At 45.5% G+C, this 13,624-nt stretch carries 8 protein-coding genes; 2 read left to right on the top strand and 6 right to left on the bottom strand.

Going from position 1 to position 13,624, the window contains the following annotated elements; genetic code table 11:
• Window positions 1-179: 179 nt before the first annotated feature.
• The 6 genes from ACKI3C_RS10020 to rnr all read right to left on the bottom strand — a co-directional run bounded on the left by ACKI3C_RS10020 (window position 180) and on the right by rnr (window position 10,958).
• Window positions 180-1,367 carry a DNA-methyltransferase gene (locus ACKI3C_RS10020; protein ID WP_407404606.1) on the bottom strand — a complete coding sequence of 396 codons (1,188 nt, stop codon included), beginning with the start codon at window positions 1,365-1,367 and terminating at the stop codon, window positions 180-182.
• Entirely contained in the window at window positions 1,351-2,811 is a 1,461-nt protein-coding gene (locus ACKI3C_RS10015; RefSeq protein ID WP_407404604.1) for an HNH endonuclease, read from the bottom strand. Before ACKI3C_RS10015 ends, ACKI3C_RS10020 begins: the two co-directional genes overlap by 17 nt.
• A 5-nt stretch (window positions 2,812-2,816) precedes the next feature.
• Entirely contained in the window at window positions 2,817-4,694 is a 1,878-nt protein-coding gene (locus ACKI3C_RS10010; RefSeq protein ID WP_407404602.1) for a Dam family site-specific DNA-(adenine-N6)-methyltransferase, read from the bottom strand.
• Between the two features lie 843 nt (window positions 4,695-5,537).
• Window positions 5,538-6,119, bottom strand: coding sequence for a YiiX/YebB-like N1pC/P60 family cysteine hydrolase (locus ACKI3C_RS10005; protein ID WP_407404600.1), 582 nt, complete (start codon window positions 6,117-6,119; stop codon window positions 5,538-5,540).
• A gap of 135 nt (window positions 6,120-6,254) precedes the next feature.
• A complete protein-coding gene (locus tag ACKI3C_RS10000) occupies window positions 6,255-8,300 on the bottom strand; it encodes a hypothetical protein (RefSeq protein WP_407404598.1) in 2,046 nt (681 codons plus the stop codon).
• Window positions 8,301-8,555: 255 nt separating this feature from the next.
• Window positions 8,556-10,958: a ribonuclease R gene (gene rnr, locus ACKI3C_RS09995; protein WP_407404596.1), complete on the bottom strand. Its 2,403-nt coding sequence runs from the start codon at window positions 10,956-10,958 to the stop codon at window positions 8,556-8,558.
• A 443-nt stretch (window positions 10,959-11,401) separates the two neighbouring features.
• Between rnr and ACKI3C_RS09990 the strand changes: the two genes are divergently transcribed.
• Window positions 11,402-12,103 (top strand): DUF3828 domain-containing protein, encoded by a 702-nt coding sequence (locus ACKI3C_RS09990; RefSeq protein WP_407404594.1) that lies wholly within the window; start codon window positions 11,402-11,404, stop codon window positions 12,101-12,103.
• 476 nt (window positions 12,104-12,579) lie between these two features.
• On the top strand, window positions 12,580-13,206 hold the full coding sequence (locus ACKI3C_RS09985; protein WP_407404592.1) for a flavodoxin family protein: 627 nt from the start codon (window positions 12,580-12,582) through the stop codon (window positions 13,204-13,206).
• Window positions 13,207-13,624 lie beyond the last annotated feature (418 nt).

The following is a 13,624-nucleotide window of genomic DNA, read 5'->3' as shown; positions in this document are numbered from 1 at the left end:
GTAACTTCACGACAAGAAAAATAGGAAATTACCCCCGAATTAGCCCGAGACGGGTCCATCGGGGGTTTCTTTGTAAAGTTACAAAATATTCACGACACTGGCAAACAATTAGTTAACTATTTTCTGAATATCCCTACTTAATCAAAAATCCGCAGCATCCTTACTGCTTGATTCCTGTTTTATCGTATGCCAATAAAATCCGACAAAGGTCTTATCTTGGAGCGGTAAGTGTTGAGTCCTTGCAAGAGCCTTGGTTCACGAGTAAAAGGAACTTCTTGGGAATTGTCAAAATGAAATACTTGATAATACAAGGCATGTTTTGGATAAAAACCATGTTTTTCAAGCGTTTCCTTTGTCCATATTTGGAAACACCCTTTCCGCTTCAACTTAAACAGATGACAGTTTTGCCCCCCAGAATGAAGAAGCACATATCCTGTTCGCTCAAATCCTGGCGTAACCAATATAGAACCCTTTGAGTCACCAGCACGCAAGTAGCAAATGCCCTGCTCTATCATCAACTTCAGCAATTCTGGTCGAGCATGATTCACAATTACCTGCACCTCTTCGGGGTTCTCCGACATACGCTCAAAGATTTTCTGCGCCACATCGGGGTTGCTGATTTCTTCACGACGTCGCATCCCTAATTGCAGATACTTCTCATCTTGGTCAATACCCACGAACTTACGCCCAAGCAAGTTAGCCGCAATACCAGTCGTGCAACTTCCTGCAAAAGGATCGAGGATAATATCACCCTCACGGGTAGAAGCAAGAATGATACGATAAAGCAACCGCAGAGGCTTTTGAGTAGGATGCTTACCACAAGTCTTTTCCCAACGACCAGGAGCTGGCAATTTCCACACGTCAGGCATGTGAACCCCATTGTTCATGCATTCCAAGAGGTCATAGTTAAAGAAATGGGGAACTTTTTCACATTTGCGAGCCCAAATTATGTATTCGGCAGAGAAATTAAATCTCTGTTTAGTGAAAGTAGTTGGCGGGTCGGATTTTTGCCACACAATCATGTTCAAAATTTTAAACTCCAAATCAATCAAACATTTTGCAACTTGAAAGATATTATGATAAGTCCCACTTACCCAGATTGTTCCAGAATCTTTTAGTTTTTCGCGACAAAGTGATAACCATTCGTAATTGAAATTATATATGTCTTCTTTTGACCTCACTCTATCCCACTTGCCCTTGTCAAAACGAACATAACGATTACCAATTTTTACTGTTCCATTCCCCGTTGACAAGAAGTATGGAGGGTCAGCAAAAATCATATCTACTTTTTCCGTTAAGCTTGCAAGCTGTTCCTTTGAGTTGCCAAGGAATAATCGAAAGTCACCGTCTTTATTCCATTGTTGCATATTTTAGAAATGCTTTTGTTTGTGGTGTTAGTACTTCCTTCGGGAGTGTATCATTCTTTGTTAATGCCTTGAAGTAGCTTTCTCCTAATGCATCAGTAGTTAGAAGGACTTTACCAGTTTCACAATTAAAAACAAAGTGATGAGCATCGAACATACCATGATGATTGCTACACAGCCAAACTCCATTACTACCTGAATTTGCAAGCATATAGCGTTTATAGAACATCTCATTAGCGTATTTGCTATCAGAATCAATTACACCTGCCATCGCTTCATCTTGAATAGCCAAATTAATCTTGTGAGCAGACGCTCGTTTTATCTGCCCCACTCCCCACAAGTGAGCCGCTTGCAAGATAGATTCGACTTCGCAGCCACACAAGTAACATTTTGTTTGTATGCCTTTGGCACGCAAATTATTACGAAATAGTTCTTGATTGCGGAGTTTTTTCTCTGCTTTTGCCTTTTCGTATTGACTTCTTTCTCGCTCGAGTTGTTGAAGTACTTCTTCTGTTGATTCATATTCAACATCAATTCCTATTTTGCCGAATAAATCCGTTATTGTTACCGGAATATCCTGTGTAAAACGAGGATGTTCTTGTCCTAACCTAAAACCATATTTCTCTGGTGCAAAAAGAAATTCCAAATGTTTACGTTCTCGTTTCGCAAGGATGATAAGTGTCCACATTATAAGGAAGCAATCGTAAGCCTCAGCCCCAAGAGCTTTGAACGTGTAAATGTATTTATCTATTTGAGGAGTATCTTCGTTTCCGCAGTTTTCACTTTCTATACATTTCACATAAGCAGGTACATTTCCCTTATTCCTAGATGCAACATACGCCATATCATTGCAAAACTTATTAAATGATGTATATGCAATAGTTTCCCCTTCAGTATAATAAAAACCCAAGTCCTTCCACTCCGAGAAATCAACCTCGTTAATATTAAGAACAGGAAACCCTATTGTTGCTAATTTTCTGTATGTCAAAATATTCGACAAGTTACTACAATAACTCTGTTTATGATCAAGAAGATAGAAAAACATCTGAACATCAGCATTATCTTCTTGACACGAAAAATAGCAATCCAATATCTTATTAATACCTTGATTCAGGTAAGTATTTGAATGGAAATTATGAACTCCATATTTATATTTTGCACCTGTATTTTCAGCTTCTATGCGTTTATCTTCATCATAGTTTGTGTTTGTTACCCCAATAACAAAACGAACAATCCCATCTTCATATACTCGAATGGTTCGAGAGTGTTTTGTCTTTGCGTGGCGTTGCTTTTGGATAGTATCTCCAGGTATATCCTCCAATTCACAGTCAATGTCCTGACCAGATATTGTTATACCCACTTCCTTATAAGCAAGTTTTACAGCTTTCTTATAAAACCTCTTGTATGTTTCCCAATTGCTTGAGAATATTTTAGCTACGATTTTCATAATGCTTAATAATTGAGAATTAATATTTCTCGTCGATTTTGCCTGTTGCGTTTTGTGATTGTTGGGCTCTGAATAACCCGGAAGTTGTTTCTTACAATCCAATCACGTAATGGATGGTTCTCCATCCCATTGCGATCAACCATATTAGACAGCATAAAACGAACACCTCTTTGGTTCAAACGAGTAAGGAACTGCAATAATTCCTCTTCTTGTTCTTCATCCCATCCATTAAACCCTCGCTTACCATCATTGTATGCTCCACACGAAATAAGGTATGGAGGATCACAATAGACAAAATCATCATTTGTAATCTTTGCTTCCCAATCAAGATAATTATTAGAATAATATTCAATAGGCATAGATTGGGCTCTCATATTGTAAGAAATCAATTTTTCTTGCAATTCGTTATTATACCCGGAATTACCACAAGGATTGTTAAAGTCATACTTTGAATTGAAACGTATCTGGTGTTCAAAACCAAAGCAAATAAGCAAAAACAAGTCAAGAGGATTACGTCTTCCTGGAATTTCCCCATTATAATGCTCTCTAAATCTGTAATAGGCTTCTTTGTTTGCCTTAACTAACCCATACTTTTTTATCGTCTTGGTAATATATTTAATAGTAGCCCCTATATCATTATTAGCTATTGTCTGCAATAAATCTTTTACGAAAGGATTAATATCGTTGTATATTACACGCTCTGCCCATATGTTGATGGAGACCGTACCACCACCGCCAAACAAATCGTAGAAAGTGTGTATGTTTTTGGGTATATTTTCTTTTATCAAAGGTATGACTTCATATTTGCCTCCAATATAATTTAAGGGCGAAATATAAAGGGGCATTGCTTTCTTCTCAATGAAGAACAACCATTCAAAATGCTTTTTGCCGCGGGTGTTGTCGGCAATTTCTCTATTGACAGCACGAGCACTCTTATATTTCACAAAGTCTATTTGATGGAATTCATATGACCCTTCAACAGAATAACGTTTCAAAACCTTTTCTATAAACTCCTTAGGCATAATTCCCGCATCGCTATAACTAAGAATTATGTAACGAAAGGGCGCTTTTGCTACTAACTTCTCAAATTCACTTCCAACATACTCTTTTTTGCACCACTTTGAAATTTGGTCACCATTATCTCTGTGAGCACCTACTCCGTGAGTTATGGGATGGTCATTACAAGCAATTGTTTCCAATACATGGTATTGGCTCACGTATTGAGTAGGTGTATAAGGCGGATCCAGATAAAGAATATCTCCTTGAGCATGAGCAATAAATTTGTTTACATCCCCAAGATGGCAAATATTATCTGCGACAGGACGATTGTTTGTACGTTCAACAGGAAAGAATATCATTCGTTTGACAGCTCTCGGATCCCAAATTCGCAAAAATGCACTATAGACACCTGCCACATTTGAGACCTTACTGAGACTTTCAAGCAATGATGCTATCAAATATGCTTTTTCGGCTTCATTAATTGATTTTTTTTCAAACCACTCGTCAATTCTATCTCTAATGAAATCTATCATCTTAGCATTCTCGTCAGAGAAATACATTCTTCCAGAAATCGAGGGCGCAAAATTGTTGTAGCAAAAGCCATCAACGTAATCATCAGTATTTATTTCATTGAAATATGTAAAAGGGTCAATGCCGAGTCTTTCAAAGGCGGGAATACGACAAAGTTTCCCTTTTGCTATATAATATGAAGCAGTAAGTGAATCATTGGCAATAATTCTATATACATTCTGAAAGTAATCACTTACGGTTGCCGTACCACAAAAGGCGTCACAAAAAGTCATGCCTTTATGCAATAAATTATGCTTGCGCAATAACTCTTCCAAAAAAGGAAGAAGTTTTGCCTTGTTCCCGATGTATCTCATACAAAAAGATGGTTTGATTAGCATAACTATCAAATCACGCAAGAGATACTCCTCATGTTGGTGCAGGTGAATACAAAAAGAAGGTGCAGACACTCTCCTAGCGTTCACCCAGGTAGCCTCGGATTGGAAACCTGTCCACAACTTATGAAGCGTTTGCCCACACCTTTACGGTATAGACATTAACTACTCATTTAGTTGTGGAAGATATCCCCATTATCCGAGAATACCAACCATCATTTTGGCTGTTCTTATTTCCTTACAAGTTTCCGAGGCTTTCAGGTGAACGCAAAATAATAGTCAATGCATTTTGTTATTATGTCTGCCACTCTCTGACCCCTTATAATGGTCGCAGTGGCGCGCGTTTGTTTCTGTTTCGTTTTGTCAATGCAATAGGCAATGACTAGTAGTTTGTATTTTTATTTGTTTGACTTTTTTAATATTTGACTTTTTTCCACTCTATACCATCGTCTCAATCTAAAGCAGTACACACGATCATGAATCTGCCTGCGCTAAAGATGTGGCATGAGTCGATAACGTTTTGTGGCCTGTAACGACCTTGTCGCAAAGTTACTTAATTTTCGGCAAAAAAACTTCCATTTTGCTGGACGAACTTAGTTTTTTAACAAAATTTGGGAACGGATGGGACATAGGGCAATGGGGCTGCCTCACGCAGATGACGCTGATTAAATTTATTATAACCAAAAGAAAATTAAAATATTTTCTATTTCAGTTAATTCAGAGCAATCTGTTTTATTTTTTTTCGTAGAGTGAAATCTGCGCCATCTGCGTAATCTGCGAGAGACACACCCATTGCAGTATAGTCGCGGACGGAGCGACTGGCAGTTAGTCGAGATGGCTTGAGAAGAAAATGTCTTTGGGCGAGACTGCGAGCGACTTGAGGTCCATGCCGCGGCGTTTCATCTCGTCGCCCATGCCCCACGTGAGCCGCGACCCGATGGGCGTGGGCTCGCACAACTGTGTGTTATACTGCTTGAGATACAGGTCATAGACCAGCTCGCTGCAATAATACTTGCGGTTGTTCATGTCAAACGCCAGGTCATAAGGCGTGCCCAGCACATTTCTGTATTTCAGCTTCATGTTGCCGTCGCCCTGCTCGGGGTGCTTGACCCAGTACATGCCCCACAGGCCGCGGTCGATGAACCTGTCGAGCGGCGTGAGCTTCACTATCCCGCCAGCCTCAAGCACATATGGCTTGCCGTTCTTCATCACGATGACTCCGCAATGGGTGATGGGCGACAACGTTGCCGCTGCAATCAAAGGACTCTGGCGAGACTTCGAGGTCTGGAATATGACATCACCCTCATGCACCTCGGGATTGTGGCTTGTGCGCACACCCATATAAGGTCCCACTATCGCTGCCAACACTAATGCAATAACTATTGCTACCCAATACTTCTTTTTCATAATATTCATTTTTTTTGTGACATTAAACTTTCATGCCACAAAATTAATACCCGGCACATCATTCCGCCGAATAATGTGCCGGGTATTGTATGAATCGCCAGTATTGTTGTGCGAACTAGCGCTATGACCTATCTATCACTTCATAGACTTGGTGGTGCATGTTGCACCGTCGCTCATGGTTGTCACCTCAATGTTCACACCCTTGTGGGGAGTGCTGCTCGCCTGGCCGGCGAGGTTGTAGTAAACTGTCGAAACAGGGTAAACATCGGTTGCGATGTCTTCTATTGCAGTGACTATACCGTCAACTACACCGTTATTGGGGATGGGTTGCATCGCAAATGGCAGGTAACGGTATTTCTCGTTGGGGCAATGAGTGTCGTAGGTGTAAGTGAACTTTTGTTTGATGTCGTCAACGAGGAGGAAGTCGCTGTTCACGTCGCTAGCAGCGATGCGTGCAGGTGCTTTCATGCCGGCGTTCTCCTCGGCAGTCTCATCGACATAAGGAGTCACATTGCTGTCCCAGCTCACCACGCGCGACACCGTGAACTGGTTCTTGTTAACAAAGAAGTTGTCCATCAGGTGGTCGGCGTTATCGGGTTCATCTGTTTTTGGGCTTGTGCCGCCTATGCGCATGTAGTGCAGGTCTTTCCCCTTGTGCTGACCAGCATATCCGCAATGGTAGTAGTCCCAGTTGTTTTTGTAGGAGAAATATGACAAGTTCCTTGTGGCGGGAATGCCGCTCAGGTCCACGGCAGTGAGGTTGTTTTCTTCAAAATAAATAATCTGGATTTTGCTCAGGTCGCCAAATTTCAGAGTATAAAGGTCGCAGTAATCCACCATCACATACTCCATCTTCAAGTGACTAAAGTCAAGAGATGTCAACCCTGAGCAATGTCGAGCCTGCACATTGGTGAGTTTCGTATTCTTGCTCATGTCGAGTTCTGTGATTTTTGTGTAACTGCACATGACCTGGACAAGGTTTGGACAGTTTTCTATCGCAAGTTCTCTGATTTCAACGCAGTTGTCACACACTAGATTAGTGAGCTGGGGCACTGTGCTCAGGTCCAGAGAAGTAACCTTCTGATTATACTGCACATGGAGTAGCTTTATTCCTGTTTCACCAGTGAATGTAATATAGGGGTTGTTGTTACAATAATTAGCATTGACCGAGTAAAGATTGCGGCAATCAGTGAAAGACAGACCGCCCAAGTTTGGATTATAACCGCAGGATACGCTATACAAGATCGGGCTGTTGAACTCAAGAGGACCTGTGATTTTGTTGTTGTTAAGATAGACTGTATAAAGGTTGCTGTTCTTTGACACGTCCACATCGCCTGTGATTGCGCAGTTGTCGGCATGTAAATCTCTCAGCAAGATATTGTTGGTGATGTCCAGACTTGTTATCTTTTTATTTTCGTTGCACCACAGCGTCTCGAGTTTTGGGTTTTGTGACACATTGACTGTACCAGTGATGTCGCAACCAGTAAGTGAGAGGGTGTTCAAGTCGGGGCAGCCTGTTACATCGATGCCCTTGAGGTTGGCAGCATAGCGGATGTAGCAGAGTTTCAACGTGGGCGTGCATGTGACGCTTGACAGATTGCTGTAACTAATCTTGAGGTCGGTAACAGCAGTGCCGGTCAAGTCTAGGCTGGTGAGCGGGCTGGGGCTGGTAGCAGCATTTTCAAGATAGAAAATCTGGAGAGCGCTACAGCCTTGCACATCGACAGTACTCACAGGATTATTGTTAGCAACAACCCTAGTGATGCCAAGGTTACCGCTCATGTCAATGGTTGAGACGTTGTTGCCGGTGATGTCGAGCGTTGACAGGGAATACTTGAGGATACCCAGTCCGTGCAGGTCGCTGATGCCCTTGTTCTGGAGACTGATTCTCACAAAGCGAGGGTCTGTATCGACATTGGGATAACGGTCTGTCCTGTAAATGGGTTGGGCGGCTTCGAGGGGGATCACGTTGTCGCCGGTGCACCCGGGGTACTTCACGTAGTAAGTGTTCTGGAAATAGTCCTGGAGAGCCGCCACGAGGTTGGCGTCATTGAAGTTGGCGGCAGTGTAGTACTGGCCGTCGGCACTCATGACCCATTGTCCGTCATAGTCGGCTTCGCGTGCATTCACACACATCATTGTTGCGATGGCTAAAATCGCAGTCAAAATAACCTTCTTCATCTGTTTATTCTAAATTTGTTTTCTATGTTTTGTTTCGTGAGTGAGTTTGTCAAAGTCCCTAAACTTATTTCAGGCAATAACTGCACTATGTTGCAAATTTACTAATAAATAGTGGAAAATTGTTCGGAATTAGTGTTAAAAAAAGCAACAACTGCCGTTTCTGGTAGTTGTTGCTTTTTATATATTGTGGCATAGGCCGCATAAGTCACATAGGCTATATAGGCTATATAGACCTATCTAAGCTATACCGTTTTTTTACCTGCGGCGGCGTTTGCCTTTGTTCTTGGACGATGAGCCGCGGCGGGTGGCTCCTGCGGGATTGCCGTGCTTGCGGCTGCGCGAGCCCTTGCCTGCGCCGTCGTGGTAGTTGCGGCTGGTGTTGCCTCTGCCATTTTTCTTGCTCTTGCGGTCGGCAGCGTCGGCCTGCTTGGCGATGCGAGCCATGATGCCCGAGTTCTGCTCGGTGATGGGCTGCTTGTCGATGCGGTGGGTGAAGGCGGGGTGACGGTCGTCGATCATCACGAAGTCGAGCTGCTTCTTGATGAGGTCGGCGCGCGCAATCTGCACTGTGACAGGGTCGCCCAGCTGATAGACGCGGTTGCGGCGACGGCCACGTATGAGGTAGTTCTTCTCGTCAAATTCGTAGAAGTCGTCATCGAGCGAGCGTATGCCCACAAGTCCCTCGCAGTGAGTCTCGTCGATCTCCACATAGATGCCCCACTCGGTCACGCCCGAGATGTAGCCTTCAAACACGCCGCCCAGGCGGTCGCCCATATACTCAACCTCCTTATACTTGATTGAAGCACGCTCGGCCTGGGTTGCGAGTTGCTCCTGCGCGCTCACATGCTTGCACTGATCTTCAAGGTCGGCCACATCCACGCTGCGCGAGCCTTTCTTGGCATAGCGGTCGAGCAGGCGGTGCACCATCATGTCGGGGTAACGGCGTATGGGCGATGTGAAGTGGGTGTAGTAGTCAAACGCCAGTCCGTAGTGGCCCACGTTAGTGCTCGAATACACGGCCTTGGCCATCGATCGGATGGCGAGGATTGAGAGCAGCTGCTCCTCGGGCTTGCCAGCCACCTGGTCGAGCAGTCGGTTGATGCTCTTGTTGATTTCACGAGGGTCGCCGGTCACCTTCACTTTGTAACCGAAGTGGGCTGCTATGTCGGCAAAATTTGAGAGTTTGTCGCTGTTGGGCACATCGTGGATTCGGTACACGAATGCCTTGGCAGTCTTGCCCTTCGCCACCTTGCCTATGTGCTCGGCCACCTTCATGTTGGCCAGGAGCATGAATTCCTCGATGAGTTGGTTGGCCTCTTTCTGCTCGTGCTCGTGCACTGCCACGGGATGGCCCTGCTCGTCGATTTCAAATTTCTTCTCGCTGCGGTTGAACGCCACGCTGCCACCGTCATCGAAGCGGCGGCGACGCAACTCCTGCGCCATGCCGTGCAGCGTGAGGATTTCCTGGGCGAGGTCGCCCTTGCCAGTCTCGATAACCTCTTGTGCCTCTTCATAGGCAAAGCGGCGCACGCTGCGAGTCACGGTGTGGCATATCTCATAGCCCTTGATCACCGCGTCGGGGGTGAGCTCAAACATCACCGAGTGGGTGAGTTTGTCCTCGTCGGGGCGCAGCGAGCAGATGTTGTTGCACAGGCGCTCGGGGAGCATGGGTATGGTGCGGTCAACCAGATAGACCGACGTGGCGCGGCTGTAAGCCTCGCGGTCGATCACGGTGTCGGGCTTGACGTAGTGGGTCACATCGGCAATGTGCACGCCCACCTCCCAGTTGCCGTTGGGAAGTTTCTCTATCGACAGGGCGTCGTCAAAGTCCTTGGCATCGCGCGGGTCGATGGTGAAAGTGGTCACGCCACGCAGGTCGCGGCGGCGCTCCACCTCCTCGGGGGTGATGCCGTCACTGATGCGCCCGGCTGCGCGCTCCACGTTTTCAGGATACTTGTAAGGCAAGCCGAACTCTGCCAAGATGGCGTGGATCTCAGCATTGTTCTCGCCGGCATTGCCCAGCACGTCTTCCACCTCGCCTATTGGGGTGTTGGCGTCCTCGGGCCAGTCCACAATGCGCACCACCACCTTGTCGCCGGTCTTGCCGCCCTTGAGGCGGTCGAGCGGAATGAATATGTCAGTAGCCAGGAACTTGGTGTCGCTCACGAGCACGGCATAGTACTTCTGCACATGCAGCGTGCCCACAAACACCTGTTCCTTGCGTTCCAGAATCTTAATCACCTCGGCCTCGGGCTCCATGCCGTGGCGCGCGGCGCTGATGTGTACCATCACCTTGTCGCCGTTGAGGGCATGCATCGAGTTGCGCTCGGCCACCATGATGGGGTTGCCGTCCTCGCTGCCTATGTCCACGCTGTTCTTGCCGTTGCTGCGGCGTATGAAGCGGCCCTCGGCCACCATCGAACGGTTAGCAGCCTTGAAACGGCCTGCATCCACCTCAACGAGGAATCCGTCCACAGCCAGTTGTTCCAGTATATCGACGATGAGAGCACGCTGCTTGGGGGTAGCCGCGCCCACCGCGCTCGAGACCTGCTTGTAATTGAAAGGGGTGTTCTCGCTGGTGTTGTAGAAGTTGATCACAGCGTCATGAAACTCGCGACGCTCAATCTTCAATGATTTAAGTTTGTCTTTTCTTGCCATAATAATAGATTTTTAATTATAGTTGCCTGGTAAAAACCAATGTCACCACCCGTTAGATATGGTACTATGACATAGACGGGGCTTATCAGGGACAAAAAAGAAAATGATTTTTTATTTTTATGGCTAGAAAATGGTGGACTCAGTCCACAAAATAATAAATCCCTGTCAAGGTGGTAATTCCATTTTGCTTGCGGAGCAAGCCATTTTCTAGGCGAAGCATAAAATTCAAAATTATTTATTTTCCTTCTTTACCAGACAACAATGTTTTTAATACACTCTTATCTTTTTTCTAATTTTCTTTTCACGGTGCAAAGGTAGTGAATATTTGTGACATAAAGGTTACAATGAGGTGCAATACCTTGATTTATGAAAAAAAACGCAATATTTTGAGGTCCATTTGCACAATCTTCACTATTTTTGCACTAAAATTACAATTATCCCTTATGAAACATTACATCTTTTCGATACTCGCAGTCATCACACTGCTTTCATCGTGCGGCAACAGCACCCCCAGCACAACCCCCGTTCACCCCGCCGAACCGTCGATCGTTCCCACTACCGACGACGAGATGCGCAACCTGGTCACCGCCATGACCGCGAGCAACGAGTGGGACAAAATCATGAGCAAGGACTTCCTGTCAATCATGGACGAGGCGCGCCACATGACCCTGGGCAACCGCGACAACCTGGCCTACGACTCCTTTGACTGGACATGCCACACACAGAACGACGACTACACCCACGCCATCGACTCAATACACATAGGCACCGACAGCGTGAACGTGGACATGACCTACACCGACGCCAGCCACCAGATTGCCTATACCCTGGTGATGAAGCACGAGCGCGGCAAGTGGTGCATCGACGACGTTAAGTGGGCAGGCAAAGACGCCCCTGCCGACACCGAGCGGCACATGGCACAAGCAGCAATCGACGATGCCGCCAACTACCTCACCAGCTGCGATGCCAACTTCATCGTGGAGAGCCGCATCCTGCCGCTGGCACGCGAGGCAGGCACCGCACAGGCACCCGAACTGGCAAAAAGCATCGAGACCGTGCGCAACTACCTCAAGCAAAACCGCGGCTACACCCCCGAGCACGAACAACAAATAGCCAACGTAGTGCAACAACTCAAAAAAGAATAGCCCACAAAAAAAACATTTTCCACGTGATGAAATGCTTGTTTTTTAAAGAAATCATGTAACTTTGCACAAAAACTCGGGTGGAAAATGTGTAACGATATGTATAAGAGAAAGATAGAATAACTTGAAAAGCAACCAGTCATCGCTGGCTCATCTATCTCCGATTTCCAAATTGACGGCATGACCTTTGTGACCAGTGGCCGCAAGAAAGGACAGAAGCAAATCGAATCTACCATCCACGGCTCCTTGGATGGCAGATTTATTACATTCCCGTCGTTTTAGCGCCAAAACGTCGCAGAATTTGCGACATTTCACGAGTCTATTTGGTAATTCTGCATTATTTTAGTGCAATTTTTGTCGTTTTTTGCATTTTTTGGGTGCAGTTTGTGGTACTAAGCTGTAATTCTGTTCAAGAGCACTCTATAAGTGCTGAAAGACGGTCGGGAAAATTGAATTATAACACAATAAGAAATAAAACAATGAAAGTATTAGTTATCAACGGAAGCCCACGTCAGAAGGGCAACACAAATATAGCTCTCAACGAGATAGCTCAGCAATTAGAGAAGCAGGGGATAGAGAGCGAGATAGTGTGGATAGGCAACAAACCCATCCGTGGTTGCATCGCTTGCAACCAATGCAAAGCAAATGCTGATTGCCGCTGCGTCTTTGGCGATCAAGACATCACCAACGAGGTGATCAATAAGATGGCCGAATGTGATGCCATCATCCTCGGCTCCCCCGTATATTGGGGACAGCCCGCAGGACAACTGCTATGCTTGCAACAAAGAATGCTTTATGCCGGCGGCGCAAACTTCCAGGGTAAGCCAGCAGCAGCCGTCACTATCTGCCGTAGAGGTGGAGCTACTGCCGCATTCCAGACACTCCAGATGCCATTCCAGATGTGCAACATGCCACTCATCGGTTCTCAGTACTGGAACATAGCCTACGGCCTTGAAGAGGGCCAGGCATCTCTGGACATGGAAGGTATGCAGACAATGCGCACGCTTGCCAACAACATGGCATGGACGCTCAAAAAGATGCATGGCATTGAAACGTCCGACGCTCCCGAACGCGAGCCCTGGACACCAATGCACTTCATCAGATAAATGCAGAAAATTTGTTACAACAATATATGTCCGCTAGGACATTACCTGCGTGGTGGCTTTTAGCCTATCATTGTTAACTCAACTTTAGCATATGGAACAATATGAATTTCACCTATTTGCTCCGATTAGCGTCCTACTGGACGCATCTGCTTGTTGATACTATACCCCCACCCCCACTTCGTTCGGCGGTGCGGGTTATTCAGGTATTGTCCTGCCGGACAATAAATTAGCAATATTTATTATGAAATGCTAAAGTTGAGTTGTTAATATATTTTCATTTAAAAAAATTCATTGAGATCAGCGCGGGGAGTTCCATTGCTGTATCGTGCAAAAAAAGTTTGTAGTTACAATATCAAAAAACCGCAGTTACACAGATGGAAGTATATGACAAACCGTACTGATGAAAAGAGCAACAGAT

The sequence above is a fragment of the Sodaliphilus sp. genome (genome assembly GCF_045598405.1).
Lineage (GTDB): Bacteria > Bacteroidota > Bacteroidia > Bacteroidales > Muribaculaceae > Sodaliphilus > Sodaliphilus limicaballi.
The sequence above is the reverse complement of the archived record's forward strand: the minus strand, read 5'-3'. Positions and strand labels throughout refer to the sequence as shown.